At 47.3% G+C, this 25,037-nt stretch carries 31 protein-coding genes and 1 other annotated feature; all 31 genes read right to left on the bottom strand.

The features are described 5' to 3' along the window. Positions 1-115 precede the first annotated feature (115 nt). The 31 genes from rpmD to rplA all read right to left on the bottom strand — a co-directional run bounded on the left by rpmD (position 116) and on the right by rplA (position 25,006). Positions 116-301: a 50S ribosomal protein L30 gene (rpmD, locus tag AC6ESO_RS29235; RefSeq protein WP_090583259.1), complete on the bottom strand. Its 186-nt coding sequence runs from the start codon at positions 299-301 to the stop codon at positions 116-118. 13 nt (positions 302-314) lie between these two features. Continuing rightward, positions 315-812 (bottom strand): 30S ribosomal protein S5, encoded by a 498-nt coding sequence (rpsE, locus tag AC6ESO_RS29230; RefSeq protein ID WP_090986309.1) that lies wholly within the window; start codon positions 810-812, stop codon positions 315-317. 31 nt (positions 813-843) lie between these two features. Further along, positions 844-1,212 carry a 50S ribosomal protein L18 gene (rplR, locus tag AC6ESO_RS29225; RefSeq protein WP_494822181.1) on the bottom strand — a complete coding sequence of 123 codons (369 nt, stop codon included), beginning with the start codon at positions 1,210-1,212 and terminating at the stop codon, positions 844-846. A gap of 65 nt (positions 1,213-1,277) precedes the next feature. Continuing rightward, complete coding sequence (gene rplF, locus AC6ESO_RS29220; protein ID WP_090986312.1) at positions 1,278-1,820, bottom strand: 50S ribosomal protein L6; 543 nt, start codon at positions 1,818-1,820, stop codon at positions 1,278-1,280. 30 nt (positions 1,821-1,850) lie between these two features. Beyond that, entirely contained in the window at positions 1,851-2,249 is a 399-nt protein-coding gene (gene rpsH, locus AC6ESO_RS29215) for a 30S ribosomal protein S8 (RefSeq protein WP_090986314.1), read from the bottom strand. A gap of 30 nt (positions 2,250-2,279) precedes the next feature. Then, positions 2,280-2,465 (bottom strand): type Z 30S ribosomal protein S14, encoded by a 186-nt coding sequence (locus AC6ESO_RS29210; protein ID WP_090583249.1) that lies wholly within the window; start codon positions 2,463-2,465, stop codon positions 2,280-2,282. A 22-nt stretch (positions 2,466-2,487) separates the two neighbouring features. Further along, positions 2,488-3,030, bottom strand: coding sequence for a 50S ribosomal protein L5 (rplE, locus tag AC6ESO_RS29205; protein WP_090986316.1), 543 nt, complete (start codon positions 3,028-3,030; stop codon positions 2,488-2,490). 31 nt (positions 3,031-3,061) lie between these two features. Beyond that, positions 3,062-3,415, bottom strand: coding sequence for a 50S ribosomal protein L24 (gene rplX, locus AC6ESO_RS29200; protein WP_091225566.1), 354 nt, complete (start codon positions 3,413-3,415; stop codon positions 3,062-3,064). A gap of 45 nt (positions 3,416-3,460) precedes the next feature. Continuing rightward, positions 3,461-3,829: a 50S ribosomal protein L14 gene (gene rplN, locus AC6ESO_RS29195; RefSeq protein ID WP_090583243.1), complete on the bottom strand. Its 369-nt coding sequence runs from the start codon at positions 3,827-3,829 to the stop codon at positions 3,461-3,463. A gap of 44 nt (positions 3,830-3,873) precedes the next feature. Continuing rightward, positions 3,874-4,137 (bottom strand): 30S ribosomal protein S17, encoded by a 264-nt coding sequence (rpsQ, locus tag AC6ESO_RS29190; protein ID WP_090986321.1) that lies wholly within the window; start codon positions 4,135-4,137, stop codon positions 3,874-3,876. Between the two features lie 48 nt (positions 4,138-4,185). Beyond that, on the bottom strand, positions 4,186-4,386 hold the full coding sequence (gene rpmC / locus AC6ESO_RS29185) for a 50S ribosomal protein L29 (RefSeq protein WP_090583239.1): 201 nt from the start codon (positions 4,384-4,386) through the stop codon (positions 4,186-4,188). Then, entirely contained in the window at positions 4,376-4,810 is a 435-nt protein-coding gene (gene rplP / locus AC6ESO_RS29180; protein WP_090986323.1) for a 50S ribosomal protein L16, read from the bottom strand. Before rplP ends, rpmC begins: the two co-directional genes overlap by 11 nt. Positions 4,811-4,812: 2 nt before the next feature. After that, positions 4,813-5,475, bottom strand: coding sequence for a 30S ribosomal protein S3 (gene rpsC / locus AC6ESO_RS29175; protein ID WP_091225565.1), 663 nt, complete (start codon positions 5,473-5,475; stop codon positions 4,813-4,815). 13 nt (positions 5,476-5,488) lie between these two features. Next, positions 5,489-5,824: a 50S ribosomal protein L22 gene (rplV, locus tag AC6ESO_RS29170; RefSeq protein ID WP_090986326.1), complete on the bottom strand. Its 336-nt coding sequence runs from the start codon at positions 5,822-5,824 to the stop codon at positions 5,489-5,491. 43 nt (positions 5,825-5,867) lie between these two features. After that, positions 5,868-6,149 carry a 30S ribosomal protein S19 gene (gene rpsS / locus AC6ESO_RS29165; RefSeq protein WP_091225564.1) on the bottom strand — a complete coding sequence of 94 codons (282 nt, stop codon included), beginning with the start codon at positions 6,147-6,149 and terminating at the stop codon, positions 5,868-5,870. A 68-nt stretch (positions 6,150-6,217) separates the two neighbouring features. Then, a complete protein-coding gene (gene rplB / locus AC6ESO_RS29160) occupies positions 6,218-7,048 on the bottom strand; it encodes a 50S ribosomal protein L2 (protein WP_494822180.1) in 831 nt (276 codons plus the stop codon). A gap of 64 nt (positions 7,049-7,112) precedes the next feature. Further along, positions 7,113-7,403, bottom strand: a complete 291-nt coding sequence (gene rplW / locus AC6ESO_RS29155; protein WP_090986332.1) for a 50S ribosomal protein L23 — start codon at positions 7,401-7,403, stop codon at positions 7,113-7,115. After that, entirely contained in the window at positions 7,403-8,026 is a 624-nt protein-coding gene (rplD, locus tag AC6ESO_RS29150) for a 50S ribosomal protein L4 (protein WP_494822179.1), read from the bottom strand. The genes rplW and rplD overlap by 1 nt, the downstream gene beginning before the upstream one ends. 25 nt (positions 8,027-8,051) lie before the next feature. Then, positions 8,052-8,675, bottom strand: a complete 624-nt coding sequence (gene rplC, locus AC6ESO_RS29145) for a 50S ribosomal protein L3 (RefSeq protein WP_494822178.1) — start codon at positions 8,673-8,675, stop codon at positions 8,052-8,054. A gap of 41 nt (positions 8,676-8,716) precedes the next feature. After that, positions 8,717-9,025 carry a 30S ribosomal protein S10 gene (gene rpsJ / locus AC6ESO_RS29140; RefSeq protein ID WP_005544556.1) on the bottom strand — a complete coding sequence of 103 codons (309 nt, stop codon included), beginning with the start codon at positions 9,023-9,025 and terminating at the stop codon, positions 8,717-8,719. Positions 9,026-9,608: 583 nt separating this feature from the next. Then, on the bottom strand, positions 9,609-10,799 hold the full coding sequence (gene tuf, locus AC6ESO_RS29135; RefSeq protein WP_090986338.1) for an elongation factor Tu: 1,191 nt from the start codon (positions 10,797-10,799) through the stop codon (positions 9,609-9,611). A gap of 113 nt (positions 10,800-10,912) precedes the next feature. Continuing rightward, positions 10,913-12,994, bottom strand: coding sequence for an elongation factor G (gene fusA, locus AC6ESO_RS29130; protein WP_494822177.1), 2,082 nt, complete (start codon positions 12,992-12,994; stop codon positions 10,913-10,915). A 29-nt stretch (positions 12,995-13,023) separates the two neighbouring features. Beyond that, entirely contained in the window at positions 13,024-13,494 is a 471-nt protein-coding gene (gene rpsG, locus AC6ESO_RS29125) for a 30S ribosomal protein S7 (RefSeq protein ID WP_090986341.1), read from the bottom strand. 64 nt (positions 13,495-13,558) lie between these two features. Further along, positions 13,559-13,978: a 30S ribosomal protein S12 gene (gene rpsL / locus AC6ESO_RS29120; RefSeq protein WP_090583216.1), complete on the bottom strand. Its 420-nt coding sequence runs from the start codon at positions 13,976-13,978 to the stop codon at positions 13,559-13,561. A 134-nt stretch (positions 13,979-14,112) separates the two neighbouring features. Further along, positions 14,113-14,343: a ribosomal L7Ae/L30e/S12e/Gadd45 family protein gene (locus tag AC6ESO_RS29115; RefSeq protein WP_091225556.1), complete on the bottom strand. Its 231-nt coding sequence runs from the start codon at positions 14,341-14,343 to the stop codon at positions 14,113-14,115. Between the two features lie 263 nt (positions 14,344-14,606). Then, a complete protein-coding gene (gene rpoC, locus AC6ESO_RS29110; RefSeq protein ID WP_497094435.1) occupies positions 14,607-18,233 on the bottom strand; it encodes a DNA-directed RNA polymerase subunit beta' in 3,627 nt (1,208 codons plus the stop codon). 151 nt (positions 18,234-18,384) lie between these two features. Further along, positions 18,385-21,948 carry a DNA-directed RNA polymerase subunit beta gene (gene rpoB / locus AC6ESO_RS29105; RefSeq protein WP_494822176.1) on the bottom strand — a complete coding sequence of 1,188 codons (3,564 nt, stop codon included), beginning with the start codon at positions 21,946-21,948 and terminating at the stop codon, positions 18,385-18,387. 408 nt (positions 21,949-22,356) lie between these two features. Beyond that, positions 22,357-22,959 (bottom strand): class I SAM-dependent methyltransferase, encoded by a 603-nt coding sequence (locus AC6ESO_RS29100; RefSeq protein WP_497094434.1) that lies wholly within the window; start codon positions 22,957-22,959, stop codon positions 22,357-22,359. An 85-nt stretch (positions 22,960-23,044) separates the two neighbouring features. After that, on the bottom strand, positions 23,045-23,404 hold the full coding sequence (gene rplL, locus AC6ESO_RS29095) for a 50S ribosomal protein L7/L12 (RefSeq protein ID WP_494822174.1): 360 nt from the start codon (positions 23,402-23,404) through the stop codon (positions 23,045-23,047). 174 nt (positions 23,405-23,578) lie between these two features. Then, positions 23,579-24,076: a 50S ribosomal protein L10 gene (gene rplJ, locus AC6ESO_RS29090; RefSeq protein WP_475784670.1), complete on the bottom strand. Its 498-nt coding sequence runs from the start codon at positions 24,074-24,076 to the stop codon at positions 23,579-23,581. 59 nt (positions 24,077-24,135) lie between these two features. Next, positions 24,136-24,299, bottom strand: a sequence feature (ribosomal protein L10 leader region). 14 nt (positions 24,300-24,313) lie between these two features. Beyond that, entirely contained in the window at positions 24,314-25,006 is a 693-nt protein-coding gene (gene rplA, locus AC6ESO_RS29085; protein ID WP_210663954.1) for a 50S ribosomal protein L1, read from the bottom strand. Positions 25,007-25,037: the final 31 nt, after the last annotated feature.

Genomic DNA, 25,037 nt, shown 5'->3' with positions numbered 1-25,037 from the left:
GTTGCACCTCCTTAATGTTTTACGCTGCTTTCTGTACGAGTTTGCTTCATCAGCAAAACTCGTCTTTGAAAGCATACTGTTGAAGCGGTATATCTTTTACGCCATTAAAGACGATTTATGCTTGTACTTCTTCCACTTTGATCAAGTGGCTGACATGAGTAATCATGCCACGGATAGCCGGGCTGTCGCTGTGGACAACCGATTGACGAATCTTGCGAAGACCAAGCGTAGCAACAGTAGCACGCTGCTTCTCGTTACGACCGATCAGGCTGCGAACGAGGGTGATTTGCAATTTTGCCATCGTATTCTCCTCCTTAGCCCAAAAGCTCTTTCACGGTTTTGCCACGAAGTTTAGCAACGTCCTCGGCACGTTTCAGACGGGAAAGTCCTTCTAGTGTCGCGTTAACCATATTCATGGAGTTTGAAGAACCAAGCGATTTGGTTAGAATGTCGCCAACACCTGCAAGCTCAAGAACGGCACGAACCGGTCCGCCTGCAATTACTCCAGTACCTTCAGATGCTGGTTTAAGCAATACGCGGCCAGCGCCGAAGTGTCCGAGCACTTGATGTGGGATTGTTGTTTTCACAAGTGGTACATGGATCAGGTTTTTCTTAGCATCTTCGATACCTTTGCGGATTGCATCCGGTACCTCGCCAGCTTTACCGATCCCTGCGCCAACATATCCTTTACCGTCACCTACAACTACCAGTGCGCTGAAGCTGAAACGGCGTCCGCCTTTTACTACTTTCGCTACACGGTTGATTTGAACTACTTTTTCAGTTAGTTCCAACGTATTTGGATCGATACGCAAGTCGACTTACCTCCTTCATAAGTATTATCGATTAAAACTCAAGTCCTGCTTCGCGAGCTGCATCAGCCAGTGCTTGAATTCTTCCATGGTACAAGTAACCGCCGCGGTCGAAAACCACTTTGTCTACGCCTTTCGCTTTTGCGCGAGAAGCGATAACTTCACCGATTTTGCGAGCAGCCTCGATGTTACCACCATTTGTGAATTGTTCTGCGATTTCTTTATCAAGCGTGGACGCTGAAGCGACCGTTACGCCTTGAACATCATCAATCAATTGTGCATAGATGTGTTTGGAGGAACGGAATACAGAGAGACGCGGACGCTGCGTAGTTCCGTTGATTTTCTTACGCACACGCAGGTGACGTTTGAGACGTGCTTTGTTTTTATCGCCTTTTGTAATCATTCGTTGTACACTCCTTTCCTTGGGTCCTTATGAAGCTATCCGATTAAGCAGCGCTAAGCGGCTGCTTACTTCTTCTTACCAGCTTTACCTTCTTTACGAAGGATACGCTCGCCTTCATACTTGATACCTTTACCTTTATACGGCTCAGGCTCACGTACGGAGCGAATTTTCGCAGCAGTTGCACCAACGAGTTCTTTATCGATGCCTCTAACAGTGATTTTCGTGTTCGATGGAACATCGAACTCGATTCCGCTCTCAGGAGTGATTTCTACTGGGTGCGAGTAACCAACGTTAAGTACGATTTTCTCGCCAGTTTTGTTTGCACGGTAACCAACGCCTACTAGCTCAAGGTTTTTTGCAAAACCTTCAGTTACACCACTAACCATGTTAGCGATGACGCTGCGAGTTGTACCGTGTAGGGAACGATGCAATTTATTGTCAGAAGGACGCTCTACAGTAATTACGCTGTCAGCTACAACCACTTTCATATCCTTGTGGATTTCGCGGCTCAGTGTACCTTTAGGTCCTTTAACAGTGATCAAGCTGTTGTCCAAGTCGATGTTTACGCCACCTGGAACTTGGATCGGTTTACGGCCAATACGAGACATTGTTACACCTCCAATCGTTGTGACAGTTAATTACCAAACGTAGCAGACGACTTCGCCGCCGGATTTAACCTGACGAGCTTCTTTATCAGTCATAATTCCTTGGGACGTGGAAATGATCGCCATTCCCAGGCCGCCCAATACGCGAGGCACTTCAGTGCTTTTCGTGTAAACGCGTAGACCCGGTTTGCTGATACGTTTCAGCCCCGTAATTACACGCTCTTGGTTCGGGCCGTATTTAAGGAAAATACGGATCATCCCTTGTTTGTTATCTTCAATATACTCGGCATCGCGGATAAAGCCCTCGCGTTTCAAAATTTCAGCGATTTGCTTCTTTACTTTCGAAGCAGGCATTTCTACGGTCTCATGACGCACAACGTTTGCGTTGCGAATGCGTGTAAGCATATCTGCGATCGGATCAGACATAACCATTGTGTAAACCTCCTTCCCGAACTAGGCTGATTACCAGCTTGCTTTTTTAACGCCAGGAATCTGGCCTTTGTATGCTAATTCACGGAAACAAATCCGGCAAATTTTAAACTTTTGCAAAACGGAATGCGGACGGCCGCAACGTTCGCAGCGTGTATAAGCCTGCACTTTGAATTTAGGAGCACGTTGCTGCTTAACCTTCATCGAAGTTTTTGCCACTTGGTATTACACCTCCTGTGGATTACTTCGTAAACGGCATGCCCATTTGGGTCAGCAGTTCACGAGCTTCTTCGTCCGATTTTGCCGTCGTGACGATGACGACGTCCATACCGCGTACTTTGTCAACTTTATCATACTCGATCTCTGGGAAGATCAATTGCTCTTTCAGACCCAGAGTGTAGTTACCACGGCCATCAAACGCTTTGTTCGATACGCCGCGGAAGTCGCGTACGCGTGGAAGTGTGACATTGAACAGTTTATCAAGGAAATAGTACATGCGCTCGCCGCGCAATGTTACTTTAACCCCGATCGGCATGTTCTCGCGAAGTTTGAAACCAGCGATCGATTTCTTGGAGCGAGTTACTACAGGCTTTTGACCAGAGATCAAACGCATGTCTTCAACAGCAACATCGAGAACTTTGGAGTTGGAAACAGCTTCACCAACACCCATGTTGATTACAACTTTCTCGATTTTAGGCACTTGCATTACTGTTGTATAGTTGAACTTCTGCATAAGAGCAGGAGTGATTTCATTCAGGAAACGATCTTTCATTCTTGCTGCCATGTAACGTGGACCTCCTTTCCGTATAGGTCAATTAATCAATTACCTCGCCGGATTTCTTAGCGATCCGGACTTTTTTGCCGTTATCAAGCACTTTATATCCGATCCGAGTTACTTTACCGCTCTTAGGATCGATGTGCATAACATTGGAAACGTGAATCGCCGCTTCTTGCTCGATAATGCCGCCTTGCGGATTAGCTTGCGAAGGACGAGCATGTTTCTTCACCATATTGACGCCTTCGACGAGTACGCGGTTTTGACGCGGATACGCTGCAATAACGCGGCCTTTTTTGCCTTTGTCTTTGCCCGTAATGACCATTACCGTGTCGTCTTTCTTCACGTGCAATTTATTGTTATGAGATTCCAACACTTTCTTCAACCGTGGCATGAGTTACACCTCCTGCGTGCTTGCGCGGAATGCGCAAAGTACTTTTTAGATAACTTCCGGAGCAAGCGATACGATTTTCATGAAGTCGCGGTCGCGAAGTTCGCGAGCAACTGGTCCAAAAATACGTGTGCCGCGCGGGCTTTTGTCTTCTTTTACGATAACCGCTGCGTTCTCATCAAATGCGATGTATGAACCGTCTTTACGGCGAACCGCACGTTTCGTACGCACGATAACCGCTTTAACTACATCACCCTTTTTGACAACGCCACCGGGTGTTGCTTGTTTGACGGAGCAGACGATCAAATCGCCGATATGGCCAACACGACGTCCAGTACCACCGAGCACACGGATGCACATCAGTTCTTTCGCGCCAGAGTTGTCAGCGACAGCCAAACGTGTAAATGGTTGAATCATTTCAACGTCCTCCTTTCGGGAAAATGCTTACTAGGAAGCATTTCTTACAAAATAACAGCAGCTTCAACGATTTCGACTAAACGGAACCGTTTGTCTTTGGATAGCGGGCGAGTTTCCATGACTTTAACGATATCACCAATCTTAGCTTGGTTGTTCTCGTCGTGCGCCTTGAATTTTCTCGTGTATTTAATACGTTTGTGGTACAGATCGTGTTTTTTGTAAGTTTCAATGGCAACAACGATTGTTTTGTCCATTTTATCACTCACGACTTTACCTACTTGAACTTTGCGGGCATTACGTTCGCTCATGTTCATCCTCCTTCCATGCATTCGTTATCGCTCACGGACAATCGCAGTTTAGCTGCTGATTCCGAGTTCTCTTTCACGAAGAACGGTTTTGGCACGAGCTATATCCTTACGTACGTCGCGGATGCGAGTTGGGTTTTCCAGTTGGCCGGTAGCCAATTGAAAACGAAGGTTGAATAGCTCTTCTTTGAATCCAGCGACTTTTTGTTCGAGTTCAACAGAGGTTAGGTTGCGGAAATCATTAGCTTTCATTTGCTTCACCACCCACTTCTTCGCGTTTCACGAACTTCGTTTTAACTGGGAGTTTATGTGCTGCAAGACGCATTGCTTCACGTGCGATCTCTTCAGATACGCCAGCAAGCTCGAACATTATTTTGCCCGGTTTTACGACAGCAACCCATTTTTCTACGTTACCTTTACCGCTACCCATCCGGACTTCAAGAGGCTTTTGCGTAATTGGTTTCGCAGGGAAAATCTTGATCCATACTTTACCGCCACGTTTGATGTAACGAGTCATCGCAATACGCGCTGCTTCGATTTGACGGTTAGTGATCCATGAAGGCTCAAGTGCTTGTAGACCGTATTCGCCGAAGGCTACTTCAGTACCGCCTTTTGCGCGACCTTTCATATGACCACGTTGTTGCTTACGATGTTTGACACGTTTTGGGACCAACATGATTAGTTGCCTCCTTCCTGTGGAGCTTTCTTCTTAGTTGGAAGGATTTCACCGCGATAGATCCATACTTTAACGCCGATACGGCCGTATGTTGTCGCAGCTTCTGCTGTTCCATAGTCAATGTCTGCACGCAGCGTATGAAGTGGAACTGTACCTTCGCTATAACCTTCTTGACGAGCAATCTCAGCGCCGCCCAAACGACCGCTAACGGAAGTTTTGATACCTTTCGCGCCCGAACGGATTGTACGTTGGATGGATTGTTTCATTGCACGGCGGAACGAGATCCGACGCTCAAGTTGTTGTGCAATGCTCTCAGCTACGAGAATCGCATCAAGTTCTGGATGTTTGATCTCAGAGATGTTGATGTGCACTTTTTTGCCTTTAGCGATTTTCGACAGTTCGGAACGAAGGTTTTCAACTTCAGATCCGCCTTTACCGATAACCATACCAGGCTTAGCTGTATGAATTGTAACGTTAACGCGGTTAGCTGCACGCTCGATTTCGAACTTGGAGACAGCCGCATCTTTCAATTTGTTTTTGAGGTACTCACGGATTTTAACATCTTCCATGAGCAATTCGCCGAAGTCTTTGCCTGCGTACCATTTGGATTCCCAATCACGGATAATACCAACACGTAGACCGACCGGGTTTACTTTTTGTCCCACACGTTTTCCCTCCTTATTTTTCGGATACCACCAAAGTAATGTGGCTGGTTCTTTTGTTAATCCGGCTAGCACGACCCATTGCGCGCGGGCGGAAACGTTTCATTGTTGGCCCTTGGTTAACAAATACTTGTGTAATAACAAGTTTGTTCACGTCCAACTGGTAGTTGTGCTCCGCATTAGCAATTGCGGAATTCAGCAGCTTCTCAACGATTGGGGAAGCCGATTTTGGTGTGTGGCGCAGAATCGCGATTGCTTCGCCGACTTGCTTACCACGGATCAAATCAACAACCAGCTGAGCTTTACGAGGTGCAATGCGGACGTGGTTAGCGAACGCTTTAGCTTGTTGCATGGATGAACCTCCTCTCGACCTTTATAACGTAACTATTTAACGATTAACGGCGACCTGTTTTCTTGTCGTCATTACCGTGTCCTTTGTACGAACGCGTTGGCGCGAACTCACCGAGTTTGTGGCCAACCATATCTTCCGTCACATATACCGGCACGTGCTTTTTACCGTCATAAACAGCAAAAGTGTGACCAATGAATTGCGGGAAGATTGTAGAACGGCGAGACCAAGTCTTAACGACTGTCTTCTTCTCTTGCTCGTTCAGAACTTCAACCTTTTTCAGCAAGTAACCGTCAATAAACGGTCCTTTCTTCAAACTGCGACCCATGGATGATCCTCCCTTCACGCTAGCGTTACGCGACGCGGCGCGTCACGCTCATGACGCCGAGGCGCCTATTACTTCGTACGACGACGAATAATGTATTGGCTCGATGCTTTTTTCTTTTTGCGTGTTTTGAAACCGAGTGTCGGTTTGCCCCATGGAGACATTGGAGATTTACGTCCGATTGGCGCACGGCCTTCACCACCACCGTGTGGGTGATCGTTCGGGTTCATTACAACACCACGTACTTCAGGGCGTTTGCCCATCCAACGGGAACGGCCGGCTTTACCGATTTTCACGAGCTCGTGATCTTCGTTACCAACAGAACCGATTGTAGCACGGCATTTTTTCAGAATACGACGTACTTCGCCAGACGTCAAGCGAATTGTGACGTATTGCTCTTCTTTACCAAGAAGTTGAGCATCTGTTCCAGCAGCACGAACCAATTGTCCGCCTTTACCTGGTTTCAGCTCGATGTTGTGGATAACTGTACCTACCGGGATGTTCTCAAGTGGCAACGCGTTACCAATCTTGATGTCTGCATCTACTCCGGAAACGATTTTATCCCCAACTTTAAGACCTTTAGGTGCGATGATGTAGGCTTTCTCGCCATCCACGTAGTGGATAAGTGCGATGTTGGACGTACGGTTCGGATCGTATTCGATCGTCGCTACGTTACCTACGATACCGTCTTTGTTACGTTTGAAGTCGATGATCCGGTATTTACGTTTATGGCCGCCACCGTGATGACGAACCGTAATTTTACCTTGGTTATTACGACCAGCTTTTTTGAAAAGCGGCGCAAGAAGTGATTTCTCCGGTGTGCTTGTGGTGATCTCTTCGAATGTCGAGACGGACATACCACGTCGCGCTGGAGATGTCGGTTTATACTTCTTAACTGGCACTTCGATTCCCTCCTTAACCGATATCTAACGTTCTTTCACGAGAAGCCGGGGGCTTCTTCGCTACTTAAACTGTTTCGAAAAATTCTAGCTCGTTGCTATCTGCGCTCAATTGAACGATCGCTTTTTTCCACTCGGATGTGTATCCGCTGTGTTTACCGTAGCGTTTAGGCTTAGCCGGCATGCGAAGCGTGTTTACGCTCGATACTTTTACTTTAAAGATCGATTGGATCGCAAGTTTGATCTCAGTTTTGTTAGAACGGATATCAACTTCGAATACGTACTTCTTATTCGCCATGAAATCACTTGTTTGTTCAGTAATGATTGGGCGCTTGATAATATCGCGAGGATTTTTCATTACGCAAGCACCTCCTGTACTTTTTCAACTGCTTCTTTAGTGATAATCAGCTTGTCGTATTTCATAACGTCTAGAACATTGATGCCATCGGCTGCAACGAACTTCACATTAGGAATGTTACGAGCTGCAAGTGCTACATTATCTTCGTAGCTAGCTGTCACAACCAGTGCTTTACGAGCCACTTTCAGGTTGTTCAGAATCGCTGCGAATTCTTTAGTCTTCGGTTGCGCGAACGCCAGTTGATCCAGAACGATGATTTCGTTGTCGATCACTTTGGAAGACAAAGCAGATTTGATTGCTAAGCGACGAACTTTCTTAGGAAGTTTGAAGCTATAGCTGCGTGGAGTTGGTCCGAACACAGTACCACCGCCAACCCATTGTGGGGAGCGAATGCTACCTTGACGTGCACGGCCTGTACCTTTTTGTTTCCAAGGTTTACGACCGCCACCGCGTACTTCGGAGCGACCTTTTGTTTTGTGCGTACCTCTGCGTTCAGAAGCTTGCTGCAAAAGAACTGCGCTATGCAATACGTGAACGTTTGGTTCAATTCCGAAAACCGCTTCGGACAATTCAACCTCGCCAACTTGCGAGCCATTCACGCTATAAAGTGCTACTTTCGGCATTTCATGTTCCTCCTTTCTTAGGCGATTATTTCTTCACCGTAGATTTAACTTTTACAAAGCTATTTTTAGGACCCGGAATGGAGCCTTTAACGAGCAATACATTGCGTTCTGCATCGACGCGCACGATTTCAAGGTTTTGGATTGTAACGGTTTCGTTACCCATGTGACCTGGAAGGTGTTTGCCTTTTGGTACGCGGTTCGCTTGGATAGAACCCATCGAACCCGGACCACGGTGGTAACGCGAGCCGTGCGCCATAGGGCCGCGGCTTTGGTTCCAACGTTTGATGTTACCTTGGAAACCTTTACCTTTGGAAGTAGCTGTAACGTCAACGAACTCGCCAGCTGCGAACAGGTCAGCCTTCAATTCCTGGCCAACTTCATATTCAGCGATGTTAATGCCGCGGAATTCACGAACGTAGCGCTTAGGAGCCGTTTCCGCTTTTTTAGCGTGGCCGATTTCTGGCTTAGTAGCTCTCGATTCTTTCTTGTCGGAGAAACCAAGTTGTACGGATACATAACCGTCATTGTCTTGGTCCTTCTTCTGTAAAACAACACAAGGGCCTGCTTCGATAACCGTAACCGGAATTACGTTACCTTCAGGAGTAAACACTTGCGTCATTCCAAGTTTTTTACCTAAGATACCTTTCATGTTGACACCTCATTTCCTTTCCATTTTCAAATATGCATAACTTACAGTTTGATTTCGATATCTACACCGGATGGCAGATCTAAGCGCATCAATGCATCAACCGTTTGCGGCGTTGGGTTAACAATGTCGATCAAACGCTTATGAGTGCGCATTTCGAATTGCTCCCTAGAATCCTTGTACTTGTGTACCGCACGCAGAATGGTGATGATTTGCTTCTCAGTAGGAAGCGGAATCGGCCCAGACACGCCTGCACCGGAACGTTTCGCAGTTTCAACAATCTTCTCTGCGGATTGATCCAGAATTCTATGATCGTATGCTTTCAAGCGAATACGAATCTTTTGCTTAGCCATATAAGTCCCTCCTTCTATCGCCCAATTTAGTATCGGACATACTCCGCAAGAAAACCCGACACGCCCCTCATGGCAAAGGAGCCGTGTGTGTCGGCAACCTCTCGCATCATCGCAACGTCACAGACCAACGCTCACTATTATATCTGAAACGATGGGCGAATGCAACAAAAATGTTGATTTTGTTAAAATGAATCTTTTGGGATGTAAATTCCGTTACGCTGCATGAAATAAGGCTTTCGGCTGCTTTTGAAATTAAGTTTCTTCATTAATAAATAATTCAGCTGTGGAAACTTAATTTCAAAGGCAGCACGTAAACTCTACGGCTCCTATTTCACTCCGCTACACTTCCTGATACCCAGAGATGCATTTCCAAAACCCGTGGTGAAGACATAATAAAAATGGCTTGAATACTCAGAGCCATTTAGGATTAACTGCATTCACTTTGTTCTCTTTGTTTCTGCGCGTCTTTGTCTTCACTTATATTAATGAATATACGCGATTTGCGCAAACATCAAAATTTAGTAATAAAAAAGCCCCCACCGAAGTGAGGGCTTCATGAGCTGCAGCTTGCGCTGCAGTTTCATTATTTTTGGATGGAAGCTACAGCGCCGGCGCCTACAGTACGGCCACCTTCACGGATTGCGAAGCGAGTACCATCTTCCAGAGCGATTGGAGCGATAAGCTCAACCGTTACTGTGATGTTGTCGCCTGGCATAACCATCTCAGTACCTTCAGGCAAGCTGATGATACCAGTTACGTCAGTTGTACGGAAGTAGAACTGTGGACGGTAACCTGTGAAAAAAGGTTTGTGACGTCCGCCCTCTTCTTTAGTCAGAACGTAGATTTGAGCTGTAAAGTTCGTGTGTGGTTTAACGGAACCTGGCTTAGCAAGTACTTGACCACGCTCGATGTCTTTACGGTCTACACCACGAAGCAATGCGCCGATGTTGTCACCAGCTTGTGCGGAATCAAGCAATTTGCGGAACATCTCTACGCCTGTTACAACGCATTTGCGAGTTTCTTCAGCAATACCGATGATTTCAACTTCGTCAGATACTTTAACTACGCCACGCTCAACGCGTCCTGTAGCAACTGTACCACGACCTGTGATTGTGAACACGTCCTCAACTGGCATAAGGAACGGCTTGTCAGTATCACGTTGTGGAGTTGGGATGTAAGTATCAACGTGCTCGAACAGCTCGATGATTTTGTCAGCCCAAGGACCGTCTGGGTTTTGAAGAGCTTCACGAGCAGCGCCACGGATGATTGGAGTATCATCGCCTGGGAACTCATATTCGCTAAGAAGGTCGCGAACTTCCATCTCAACGAGTTCAAGCAACTCATCATCTTCAACCATGTCGCATTTGTTCAGGAATACGACGATGTAAGGTACGCCTACTTGGCGGGAAAGAAGGATGTGCTCACGCGTTTGCGGCATTGGGCCGTCAGCTGCGGATACAACCAGGATTGCTCCGTCCATTTGTGCAGCACCAGTGATCATGTTTTTAACATAGTCGGCGTGACCTGGGCAGTCAACGTGTGCATAGTGACGGTTAGGAGTTTCGTACTCAACGTGAGCTGTGGAGATTGTGATACCGCGCTCGCGCTCTTCTGGAGCTTTGTCGATTTGGTCGAATGCTACAGCAGCACCACCGTATCTTTTCGAAAGAACTGTAGTGATTGCAGCAGTCAAAGTTGTTTTACCATGATCGACGTGACCAATTGTACCAATGTTAACATGCGGTTTATTACGTTCAAATTTAGCCTTAGCCATTGAACTATTCCTCCTTAATAGATAGAAGATTATGTGATCGGCTGTGTGGGAGCTCATTGCCCCCAGCATTCAGCCAAAGTACAACTTATGAGATGCAAGTTGTTAAAGGACTACTAGTTAGCAGCACCTTTGGATTTGGAGATGATCTCTTCCGAGATCGAACGTGGTACTTCTTCATAGTGCGAAAGCTCCATGGAGAACACGCCGCGACCTTGTGTACCGGAACGAAGTGTAGTGGAATAACCGAACATCTCAGCCAGAGGCACCTTAGCACGAACGATCAACGCACCATGGCGTGTGTCCGAACCTTCGATACGACCGCGGCGGGAGCTCAACATACCCATTACGTCGCCCATGTACTCTTCAGGAACGCTAACTTCTACTTTCATGATTGGCTCAAGCAGAATTGGAGAACATTTCTCTTTCGCTGCTTTAAGCGCCATCGATCCAGCAATTTTGAACGCCATCTCCGAGGAGTCAACGTCATGGTAGGAACCGTCTACTACGACTGCTTTGATGTCAACAACCGGGAAGCCGGCAACGACACCATTTTTCATCGATTCTTCGATACCTGCTTGAATTGGAGCAATGAACTCACGTGGAATGGATCCACCCACGGTTTTGTTCTCAAACACAAAGCCTGAGCCTGGCTCAAGCGGGGAGAATTCAACCCAGCAATGTCCGAATTGACCGCGTCCGCCGGATTGACGAACGAATTTACCTTCGACCTTCGCAGCCGTTTTGAACGTCTCACGGTAAGCTACTTGTGGCTTACCAACGTTTGTTTCGACTTTGAACTCACGAAGCATACGGTCAACTAGAATTTCAAGGTGAAGCTCACCCATACCAGCGATGATCGTTTGGCCGGTCTCTTCGTCCGTGTGAGCACGGAACGTAGGATCTTCCTCAGACAGCTTTTGAAGAGCAATACCCATTTTGTCTTGGTCAGCTTTAGTCTTAGGCTCAACCGCGAGCTGGATAACCGGCTCAGGGAAGTTCATCGACTCAAGGATAACCGGATGCTTCTCATCACAAAGCGTATCGCCAGTAGTTGTATCTTTCAAACCTACAGCTGCTGCGATATCACCGGAGTAAACTTCGCTGATTTCTTGACGGCTGTTAGCGTGCATCTGAAGGATACGACCGATCCGCTCACGTTTGCCTTTCGTTGCATTCACAACGTATGAACCGGAGCTAAGTACGCCGGAATATACGCGGAAGAACGTCAGTTTACCTACGTAAGGGTCAGTCATGATTTTGAACGCCAATGCTGCGAAAGGCTGGTCGTCAGCAGACTTGCGGATCGTCTCAGTGCCATCTTCAAGGTGACCCTTGATATCTGGAACGTCGATTGGTGATGGCAAGTAGTCAACAACTGCATCAAGCATCAATTGAACGCCTTTGTTACGGTACGAGGAACCAACGATTACTGGGAAGATCTTAACTTCGCAAACACCTTTGCGAAGTGCGGATTTAATCTCAGCAACACTGATTTCTTCGCCTTCGAGATATTTCATTGTGAGCTCTTCATCAAGCTCAGCAACTTTCTCGATCATTTCCAAGCGAAGTTCTTCAACTTGGTCTTTGTATTCTGCAGGGATTTCAATTTTTTCCGGATCTTTACCAAGATCGTCTTTGTATTTGTAAGCAACTCGTTCAACCAAGTCGATTACACCTACGAAGTCGTTCTCTGCACCGATCGGCAATTGAATTGCCACTGCATTTGCGTTAAGACGCAGGCGCATATCTCTAACTACGTTAAGGAAGTCTGCACCGATAATATCCATTTTGTTGACGTAAGCGATCCGCGGTACGCCGTAACGGTCAGCTTGACGCCAAACAGTTTCGGATTGCGGCTCTACGCCTTCTTTAGCACTGAAAACACCAACGGCCCCGTCCAATACACGCAGGGAACGTTCAACTTCAACAGTGAAGTCAACGTGCCCCGGGGTGTCGATAATATTAATGCGGTGACCATTCCATTGAGCAGTTGTAGCAGCGGAAGTAATCGTGATTCCGCGCTCTTGTTCCTGCTCCATCCAGTCCATCGTTGCTGCACCTTCGTGCACCTCGCCGATTTTGTGGGTACGGCCTGTGTAGAACAGGATCCGCTCTGTAGTGGTAGTTTTACCTGCATCAATATGCGCCATGATCCCGATATTACGCGTATTTTTCAAGGAGAACTCTCTTGCCATAATTCAGTCTCCTTTCGATTGAGCGAATTCTACCAACGATAGTGAGCGAACGCTTTATTCGCTTCAGCCATTTTGTGTGTATCTTCGCGTTTTTTCACGGATGAACCAGTGTTATTGGAAGCATCGATGATTTCAGCCGCCAAACGTTCTTCCATCGTTTTCTCACCGCGGTTACGTGAATAGTTCACGAGCCAACGGAGACCAAGCGCTGTACGACGTTCAGGTTTAACTTCAATTGGTACCTGGTAGTTCGAACCGCCTACACGGCGTGCCTTAACTTCAAGTACTGGCATGATGTTCTTAATTGCTGCTTCAAAAACTTCCATCGGTTCTTTACCCGTACGCTCGTTGATAAGAGTGAACGCATCATACAAAATTGTTTGAGCGACACCGCGTTTACCATCGATCATGATACGGTTGATCAAGCGTGTTACAAGCTTGCTGCTGTACAACGGATCTGGCAATACATCACGTTTTGCTACTGGACCTTTGCGTGGCATGTGGAAGTCCCCCTTTCTTCTAGTTTTTCATTTTAGGATGAGGATAACCGTCACCGGCTATGCCTTATTTTTTAACTTTAGGACGTTTAGTTCCGTATTTGGAACGAGCTTGTTTACGGTTGTTAACACCCGCTGTATCAAGCGCACCGCGAACGATATGGTAACGAACACCCGGAAGATCTTTTACCCGGCCGCCGCGTACCAATACTACGCTATGCTCTTGTAGGTTGTGTCCAATACCGCCGATGTAAGCTGTAACCTCAACGCGGTTAGTCAAACGTACACGCGCATATTTCCGCAAAGCGGAGTTCGGTTTTTTCGGAGTCATCGTACCTACACGTGTACAAACCCCGCGTTTTTGTGGTGAACTCAGGTTTGTTTCTTCACGTTTCAGTGCGTTGAAGCCTCTTTGCAGGGCTGGCGATTTCGATTTAACGACTTTCGCTTCACGGCCTTTGCGAACGAGTTGGTTAATTGTTGGCATGTTGCATCCCCCTTCCTCACTTAGTAAAACATTTCAAGACATATTGGCTATTTAAGCCCACAGATCCAGGCGGTTCATAAAGAAACAAACGAAAGTTTCTACCTTGTTATTCACTCGGTAAAAACATTACTTCTTTATTCGATTTCCGGTATAACCGCTGCCATCGCTGCCCCAACTTCGATCCCGCAGGTTTCCCCAAGGCTTTTCATTGATTCAGACCAGATGATTGGCACTCCCGATGTTTCGCAAAGCCGAACAATACTGTTCTTCAGCCGCGGATCTGTATCTTGTGCTACATAGACTTGAGTGGCTAAGCCTTGCTCAACCATCTTCGTCGTTTGCTTGCTACCTATTACAAACCGCATCACAACCATCCTTCCAAGTCAGTCAAAACTAGAACGATCAAGTTTCGTTAATGACATGCGTAGAGGTTGTGCGATTTGGCACACTACGACATATTAGCATCTAGGCTTGGTGAATGTCAAGCATATCTCTACAAGAATTACAGGAGAAAATGGATTATCGTGACAAGGCATGACGGCGCAAAGAGCGGCAGGCTTACTTCCGTTTACAACGGCTGCAGCCCCGCTCGCTCTTTGTCCACATGCTGCCTTATATCACTTCCCGATTAAGACTCAACCGGTACGCTCTCTGCTTCAACTTGCAGTTCTACCATGCCTGGCTCATCATCCATACCAGCTACATGCACGCTGCGATAACGCTGCATACCTGTACCTGCCGGGATGAGCTTACCAATGATAACATTCTCTTTCAAACCAAGCAACTGGTCGACTTTACCTTTGATAGCGGCATCGGTCAAGACACGAGTTGTCTCTTGGAACGAAGCTGCTGACAAGAAGGAGTCAGTCTCCAGGGATGCTTTGGTAATACCCAGCAATACCGGTTTGGCAACCGCCGGCTCTTTGCCGGAGAGAATTGCTTCGCGGTTAGCCGCTTCGTACTCATGAATATCAACAAAAGCGCCTGGCAACAACGTAGTGTCGCCTGCTTCTACGATACGGATTTTGCGAAGCATTTGCTTCACCATTACCTCGATATGCTTATCGTTGATTTCTACCCCTTGGTTCCGGTAAACGCGTTGAACTTCCTGAAGGATATAGTTCTGTACGCCACGGATACCTTTAATACGGAGCATATCCTTCGGATCGATCGAACCGTCTGTGAGCTCATCGCCGGCTTCGATTTGCTTGCCTTTGACTACGCGGATACGCGAGCCATAGCTGACTGCGTACACTTTGGATTCTGCTTCACCTTGGACTTCGATTTCACGGCGGTCTTTCGTCTCGCGGATGTCTTTAATAACACCATCGATTTCGGAAATGATCGCTTGACCTTTCGGGTTACGTGCTTCGAAAAGCTCTTGGATACGCGGCAAACCTTGCGTAATATCGTCTCCGGCAACACCGCCGGTATGGAAAGTACGCATTGTAAGCTGTGTGCCCGGTTCCCCGATGGACTGAGCAGCGATAATACCAACCGCTTCACCGATCTCAACGAACTTGCCTGTTGCCAAGTTACGTCCGTAGCAAATTTTACATACGCCGTGACGAGCGCGGCAGCTAAGAACGGAACGGATTTGCAGGCTTTCTACTCCAGCAGCGATAACTTCTTCTGCTTTATTGGAATCGATCAACTGGCTGCGGTTAAGAATGACTTCGCCGGTTTGTGGATTACGTACAGTTTCAAAGGAGTAACGGCCTTCAATACGGTCGTAGAGATCTTCGATAACCTCTTTACCGTCTTGAATTTTGCTTACTCTAAAGCCTTTGTCTGTTCCGCAATCATCTTCACGAACGATTACATCTTGTGCAACGTCAACCAGACGACGAGTCAGGTATCCTGAGTCAGCTGTACGCAATGCTGTATCGGCAAGACCTTTACGAGCACCATGCGTCGAGATGAAGTACTCGAGTACGGTTAGGCCTTCACGGAAGTTGGATTTGATTGGCAATTCGATAATCCGACCGGATGGATTCGCCATCAAACCACGCATACCGCCAAGCTGTGTAATCTGCGATTTGTTACCCCGTGCTTTGGAATCCACCATGAGCATGATGGAGTTGTAACGATCCATCGATTTCATGAGAATTTCAGTAATTTGATCTTTGGTTTTGCTCCAAATTTCAATAACGCGGTCATAACGCTCTTCGTTTGTAATCAAACCACGACGGTATTGATTCGAAACGACTTTAACTTTCTCTTCGGACTCTCTCAAGATCTCAACCTTCTCAGGCGGAACAATGACGTCAGAAACCGCAACTGTAATACCCGCACGAGTCGAGTACGTAAAGCCGAGCTCCTTGATCTTATCGAGCATAACCGAAGTTCTAGTTGTATGGTATTGACGGAAGCACTCTGCAATAATCAAGCCGAGATACTCTTTACCTACGCCGCCAATTTGAGCCAAACCATCCATAAACTTAAGCAAATCCGCGCCCTTATCATGGACAAAATATTTATCCGGGGTTCCTTGCAGCAAGTTCACCTTAGTCGGTTCGTTGATGAAAGGGAAATCCGGCGGGTAAATTTCGTTGAAGATGACTTTACCAACCGTGGTGCAAATCAGCGTTTTCTGCTGTGCATCCGTGAAGGACGTTTTCTTCAGAACTTTAACCGGGATAAATATACGTGCATGCAGCGATACGATACCGCGTTGGTATGCAGAGATCGCTTCGTTTACAGTTGCGAATACGGAGCCGCTTCCTTTACCCTCTTTGTTATCCATTGTCAGGTAGAAGCTTCCGAGAACCATATCCTGTGAAGGTGTTACGACCGGTTTGCCGTCTTTCGGGTTCAAAATGTTACCCGAAGCTAGCATGAGCAAACGTGCTTCAGCTTGCGCCTCAGCAGAGAGCGGTACGTGAACAGCCATTTGGTCACCGTCAAAGTCCGCGTTATAAGCGGTACAAACGAGCGGGTGAAGCTTAATTGCGCGACCTTCAACCAAAATCGGTTCGAACGCTTGGATACCCAAACGGTGAAGGGTCGGGGCACGGTTCAGTAGAACCGGGTGCTCCTTGATTACTTCTTCAAGCACATCCCAAACTTCTGGGCTAACGCGTTCAACTTTACGTTTTGCACTCTTAATGTTGTGTGCAAGACCTTTGTTAACGAGTTCCTTCATAACGAACGGCTTGAAGAGCTCAAGCGCCATTTCTTTCGGTAATCCGCATTGGAACATTTTCAAGCTAGGACCTACGACGATAACGGAACGACCGGAATAGTCAACCCGTTTACCGAGCAAGTTCTGACGGAAACGTCCTTGCTTACCTTTAAGCATATGGCTGAGCGACTTAAGCGGACGGTTACCTGGACCCGTTACCGGGCGGCCACGGCGGCCGTTATCGATCAAAGCATCAACCGCTTCTTGAAGCATACGCTTCTCATTCTGCACGATAATATCCGGCGCACCGAGATCAAGCAGACGTTTCAGACGGTTGTTACGGTTAATTACACGACGGTACAAGTCATTAAGATCAGACGTTGCAAAACGTCCACCGTCCAGCTGTACCATTGGACGAAGTTCCGGTGGAATAACCGGCAGCACATCAAGAATCATCCATTCCGGCATATTGCCGGAGTTACGGAATGCTTCGATAACTTCAAGACGTTTGATCGCACGGTTACGACGTTGGCCTTGAGCGGTACGAAGATCTTCTTTCAATGTTTCAAGCTCACGCTCAACATCGATGTCTTGAAGCAATTTCTTAACTGCTTCTGCACCCATGCCTGCATGGAAGCCATAGCCGTATTTCTCACGGTAGCTGCGGTATTCTTTCTCGGACAACAGCTGCTTTTTCTCAAGCGGCGTATCGCCTGGATCCGTAACCACATATGATGCAAAATAGATGATCTCTTCAAGCGAACGAGGCGACATATCAAGCGCCAGCCCCATACGGCTTGGAATTCCTTTGAAGTACCAGATATGGGATACAGGAGCTGCTAGCTCGATATGTCCCATACGCTCACGACGAACTTTCGCACGCGTTACTTCAACACCACAGCGGTCACAAACGACGCCTTTATAACGAACACGTTTGTATTTACCGCAATGACATTCCCAGTCTTTCGTCGGTCCGAAAATCTTTTCGCAGAAAAGACCTTCTTTCTCCGGTTTTAAAGTCCTGTAGTTGATCGTTTCCGGTTTCTTTACTTCTCCGCGGGACCACGATCGGATTTTATCCGGAGATGCCAATCCAATCTTCATATACTCGAAGTTGTTCACGTCCAACAAGGAGCAACCCTCCTTCGTCATGGTTCACTAATATGCTGTATTTAACGCCGTTAACGGCTAAAGGAGCACTGTTCATGCAGCTCCTTTAACCTTACATCCGCCCGTGAAGTTGGATTCGGCATGCTTATGACTTCCGGCAGGAAAGCAACGATTACTCGACGCCTACTTCTGCACCTTCCAAGTTGAGGTTGAGCTTGTCAGTTGCTGCATCATCCTCATCGTCCATCTCTTTCATTTCGATCTCTTCTTCATTCTCAGATAGGATCTTAACGTCCATACCTAAGCTCTGAAGCTCTTTGATCAAAACTTTGAAGGATTCAGGTACGCCCGGTTCCGGAACGTTCTCGCCCTTCACGATAGACTCGTACGTTTTGACGCGGCCGACGACATCATCGGATTTCACGGTCAAAATCTCTTGCAATGTATATGCGGCGCCATAGGCTTCAAGCGCCCAAACTTCCATCTCCCCGAAACGCTGACCGCCGAACTGCGCTTTACCACCCAGCGGCTGCTGAGTAACGAGCGAGTAAGGACCAGTGGAACGAGCATGGATTTTATCATCAACCATGTGCGCCAGTTTAATCATGTACATGACGCCGACTGTTACTTCACGCTCGAACGGCTCACCGGAGCGTCCGTCGTACAGAACCGTCTTACCATTACGCTGCATGCCTGCTTCTTCCATGGAGTCAAACACGTCATACTCACGCGCTCCATCGAATACCGGCGTTGCAGCATGGATGCCAAGACGCTTACAAGCCATACCTAGATGGACTTCGAGCACTTGACCGATGTTCATACGCGAAGGTACACCCAGCGGGTTAAGAACAACCTCTACTGGTGTTCCGTCCGGTAGGAACGGCATATCTTCTTCCGGGAGGATACGGGCGATAACCCCTTTGTTACCATGGCGTCCCGCCATCTTATCCCCTTCAGAGATTTTACGTTTCTGCGCAATGTAGGCACGAACCAATTGGTTAACGCCTGGCGGCAATTCGTCGCCGTTCTCACGAGTAAACACTTTAACGTCTACGACGATACCATCAGTACCGTGAGGTACACGCAAGCTAGTATCACGAACTTCACGCGCTTTCTCACCGAAAATCGCATGCAGCAAACGCTCTTCAGCCGTCAGCTCCGTAACCCCTTTAGGCGTTACTTTACCAACGAGAATGTCTCCTGCGCTAATTTCAGCACCGACACGGATAATACCGCGCTCATCCAAGTTGCGGAGCGCTTCTTCGCCGACGTTCGGAATGTCGCGTGTAATTTCTTCCGGTCCAAGTTTCGTGTCACGCGCTTCTGACTCATATTCTTCAATATGAATGGAAGTGTACACATCCTCTTTAACCAGTTTCTCGCTTAGTAGGATCGCATCCTCATAGTTGTAGCCTTCCCACGTCATGAACGCAACAACAACGTTACGTCCGAGCGCCAATTCGCCCATTTCAGTGGAAGGACCATCCGCAAGGATATCACCTTTCTTCACGATATCGCCTTTACGACATATCGGACGCTGGTTGATACAAGTACCTTGGTTAGAGCGCATGAACTTATGCAGCTTCGATTTCACCAAGTCGCCTGTTACCGGCTTACCGTCAATCATCTCAACGCGGCGCAGCCAGATCTCATTGGCCGACACGCGTTCGATAACGCCATCGTATTTAGCAACGATACATACGCCTGAATCTTTAGCAGACTTATGCTCCATACCTGTTCCGACAAGTGGAGACTTCGGAATAAGAAGCGGAACAGCCTGCCGCTGCATGTTGGATCCCATGAGCGCACGGTTGGAGTCATCGTTCTCAAGGAACGGAATGAGCGCCGTAGCGACGGATACAACCTGTTTAGGCGATACGTCCATATAGTCAACACGTTCAGTAGGCATAGTCAAAATATTGTCAGCCTGCTTGTTGTAACGAACGATAACCGCATCTTCGAGGAACTTACCTTCGCCGGTAAGCTTCGCATTCGCTTGCGCGATAACGTAGTTATCTTCTTCGTCAGCAGTCAGGTAGGCAATTTGCTCCGTAACAATAGCCGTCTTAGGATCAACCCAGCGGTATGGAGCTTCGATAAAGCCATATTCGTTAATACGCGCGAAAGTCGACAAGGAGTTGATCAGACCGATGTTCGGTCCCTCCGGCGTCTCAATCGGACACATACGGCCATAGTGAGAGTTATGAACGTCACGAACCTCAAAGCCCGCGCGCTCACGCGTCAAACCGCCGGGTCCGAGTGCAGACAGACGACGTTTGTGCGTCAGCTCAGCAAGCGGATTGGTTTGGTCCATAAACTGCGAGAGTTGGGATGAACCAAAGAACTCTTTAATCGACGCAATAACAGGACGGATATTGATAAGCGCCTGCGGAGTAATCGCGTTAGCATCCTGGATGGACATACGCTCACGAACAACACGCTCCATACGGGACAAACCGATACGGAACTGGTTCTGAAGCAGCTCGCCAACCGAACGAAGACGACGGTTACCTAGGTGGTCAATATCATCCGTGCTTCCTACGCCGTGCAGCAAATCTATGAAATAATTGATGGAAGCGATTATATCAGCAGGTGTAATATGCTTAACAGCTTTGTCGATAATGCCGTTGGCAATGACCTTAATCACTTTAGTCTCATCAAGCGGGGAGAATACACTCACCGTTTGAAGCGGAATACTATCCGCATCAAGAACGCCATTTGCCACATTGTACGTTTTGAAGCCTACATTGTTCTCCAAATGAGGAATTAGCTCATCCAGCAAACGACGGTCGATCATTTGACCAGCTTCCGCCAGGATTTCCCCTGTCGAAGGATCAAATAACGTTTCCGCAAGCCGTGTGTTGAACAGACGGTTCTTAATGTGCAGCTTCTTATTGATTTTGTAACGACCTACGTTAGCCAAATCATAACGCTTTGGATCAAAGAAGCGCGCAACCAGCAAGCTCTTTGCATTATCAAGCGTAGGCGGCTCACCCGGACGGAGTCTTTCGTAAATCTCGATAAGAGCTTTTTCCGTGGAATCGGTGTTATCCTTATCCAGCGTGTTGCGAATATATTCGTCATGGCCCAGCAATTCTAAAATTTCAGCATCCGTGCCGAATCCAAGAGCGCGAAGAAGCACTGTGACAGGGATCTTCCGAGTGCGGTCAATACGAACATAAATAATGTCCTTCGCATCGGTCTCAAGCTCCAGCCAAGCACCGCGGTTTGGAATCACGGTAGCCGTATAATTTTTCTTGCCGTTTTTGTCCACTTTCGTGCTAAAGTAAACGCTAGGTGAACGAACCAATTGGCTGACGATAACGCGTTCCGCGCCATTAATAATAAATGTGCCCGTCTCGGTCATCAGCGGGAAATCGCCCATGAACACTTCTTGCTCTTTCACTTCGCCGGTTTCCTTGTTAATGAGTCGAACCTTCACACGCAGCGGTGCTGCATAGGTCACGTCGCGTTCTTTCGACTCATCGACAGAGTACTTAGGCTCGCCAAGTGAATAGTCGATGAACTCAAGCATCAAATTACCTGTAAAATCCTGAATCGGCGAAATGTCTTGGAAAAGCTCAAGCAAGTCCTTCTCCAAAAACTTCTCGTACGATTTTTGTTGGATTTCAATCAGGTTCGGAACTTCGAGCACCTCGCGGATGCGGGCATAGCTTCTACGCGTGCGACGCCCATACTGAACAAGTTGTCCTGCCAACTTAACCTCACCCCTCATGTCTGCTTCACAGAAAGTGAACAATGACCTTGTATAAACAAGCTTAAACAGTTCGCTAATCTTACCCGTAAATGTGCGAGCATGACCGCGAACGTTTATCACATTGTTAAAACCAGAATGTGCAGCAGGCAAATTCTGATTCAAATAAAGAAAAGCCCTTATCGAGAAATCGAAAAAAGAGCATGCTTCTGTCAGCCACAACTCTGTGGTACAATAAACCACAAAAGTCTCATATCAAGTAATTTTGACCCAAAATGTAAACATTATACGTCAAATTCGCTGTTTCTATTCATTTAAAATAGCGCTTGACATTTTAGTGGACTAAAGAGATTGTGCCCATTTTAATGCTGACATTTTATAATGATATCACATTAGGAAAGTCAAGTCAACAAAATGTTGTTCTTTTTCCTAGACTTCCTTTTGTGCCCTAAATATGCGATAACCCTTTTCTTTTGTCACTTCTTCCACATTCCCGAAAATCGCTTCGAGCTTTGCCGCCGCAGACGGTGCCCCTTGCTTCTTCTGAATGACCACCCACATCGCCCCGCCCGGCACTAACAGCTTAGCACCTTCTTCAAATATCCGATGGACAACCTCTTTGCCCGCCCGGATCGGCGGATTCGTTATGATGGTGTCGAAGGTTTGACCCATCACTCGTTCATAAATATCACTTTGGAGCGCGGTTGCGTTCAAGACGCCATTTAACTTTAAATTCTCAGTCGCCAGTGCAACTGCGCGCTCATTAATGTCGATCATCGTTACATGCCCCTGTTCAGCCAGCTTCGCTGCCGTAATGCCCATTGGCCCATAACCGCAGCCGACATCAAGCACTTTCGCTTGCTTATCCAGCTGAAGCGCTTCGACAAGAACTCTGCTGCCAAAGTCTATGCCTGTTTTCGAGAAAACGCCTGCATCCGTCATAAAACGCAGTTTATATCCGCGAAGCTCGGTTTCGAGAAGATGCCGATCATGCGCGATACCCGGTGTGCGTGTGTAATAATGGTCTGACATCATATCCCTCCCATCCGGAACAACCTTAAAATTAAGGAAACCCCTTGAAGCCGAAGCTTCAAGGGGTTTCCGCTATAAGCGGTTATTACTTCACTTCTACGGAAGCGCCTGCTTCTTCAAGCTTAGCTTTGATAGCGTCAGCGTCTTCTTTGGAGATTCTTTCTTTAACTGCTTTAGGAGCGCCGTCAACAAGGTCTTTCGCTTCTTTCAGGCCAAGACCTGTGATTTCGCGAACTGCTTTGATAACGTTGATTTTGGAAGCGCCAGCGTTGTTCAAGATTACGTCGAACTCAGTTTGCTCTTCAACTACAACAGCTGCTGCGCCTGCTGCTGCAACTGGTGCTGCAGCTGTTACGCCGAATTCTTCTTCGATTGCTTTAACCAGGTCGTTCAGTTCGAGAACGTTCATGCCTTTAATGGCTTCCAAGATTTGTTCTTTACTCATGAGAGAAACCTCCAATAGTTTTGTTTTTGTTTTATTTCCGAACGTTGTGTCAAGCTAAGCTTGCCACAAACCAATCATCTCTTAATGAATGCTGAGTCAGCCGCAGGCTGCCTCAAACCAATCATTATTAGATGAATGCTGAATCAAGCTAAGCTTGATTCAAGCCAATCATCTCTAAGCTTCTTGTTTCTCTGCAACAGCTTTAACTGCAAGAGCAAAGTTGCGCATTGGAGCTTGAAGCACGCTGAGAAGCATGGATAGCAAACCTTCTTTGGAAGGTAGGTCCGCCAGTGCTTTGATTTCTTCCGCGTTGAAGACTTGACCTTCAACTACTCCACCCTTAAGTTTAAGTGCGTCGTTTTTCTTAGCGAAATCAGCCAAAATCTTAGCTGGAGCAACTGCATCCTCTTTGCTGAAAGCGATAGCCGTAGGGCCAGCCAGAACAGCATCCAATTCAGTCAGTTCCGCTTGTGCAGTTGCACGACGAACTAGGGAGTTTTTCAATACTTGGAACTCGATGTTCGCTTCGCGCAATTGTTTGCGGAGCTCAGTTACTTGCTTCACGTTAAGTCCACGGTAATCAGCAACAACTGTGCAGGAACTCTCGCGAAGTTTAGTCGTGATGTCTGCAACAGCTAGCTCTTTACCTTGAATGATTTTTGCGTTTGCCATAATGTACACCTCCCGTTATGTTGTCAACATCCCGATTAATGCAGCGGAATCCTTCCACGCGATGCATGAGAAAGGCCCCCGCAGACGTAGCGAAGGCCATGATGGTCCGTAAATCACTTCCTGCCAATCGGCGAAAAGCGCACAAACACGTTTATCATAACACCTCGGTAGGAAATTAAGCCGAGCGGGCACCTACTGTCTTCGGTATGCATATTCGATTATCAAATTCTGTTTCTCTTAGCGGAACGAAGCAGCGTTCAAACGAGCGCCAGGACCCATTGTCGAGGAAACAGAAATACCTTTCAGGTAAACCCCTTTAGCTGCAGCCGGTTTTGCACGGTTCAGCGCATCGATCAGTGTTTTCAAGTTTTCGTTCAGCTTCTCGGAGTCGAACGATACTTTACCGATTGGTGCGTGGATTTGACCTGCTCTGTCAAGACGGTATTCAATCTTACCAGCCTTGATTTCTTGAACGGCTTTAGTAACGTCAAACGTTACTGTACCCGCTTTAGGGTTAGGCATAAGGCCTTTACCACCGAGGATACGGCCGAGCTTACCAACTTCAGCCATCATGTCCGGAGTTGCAACGCAAACGTCGAACTCAAACCAGCCTTGTTGGATTTTTGCGATTACGTCAGCATCGCCAACATAATCTGCGCCTGCTGCTTCTGCTTCTTTGGCTTTTTCGCCCTTAGCAAAAACGAGTACGCGTTTTGTTTTACCAGTACCGTGAGGAAGTACAACTACGCCACGAACTGCTTGGTCTTGTTTCTTAGGGTCTACACCCAAACGTACAGCAACTTCAACCGTTTCGTCGAATTTAGCTGTAGCGGCTTTCTTAACGAGTTCAATCGCTTCAGCAGCCTCGTATGTTGCTTCAACATCGATCAGCTTAACAGCTTCAAGATATTTTTTACCGTGTTTAGCCATTAGAATTCTCCTCCTTATGTGGTAGTAACGG

This window comes from Paenibacillus rhizoryzae, assembly GCF_059686995.1.
This window is presented reverse-complemented; position numbering and strand designations above follow the sequence as displayed.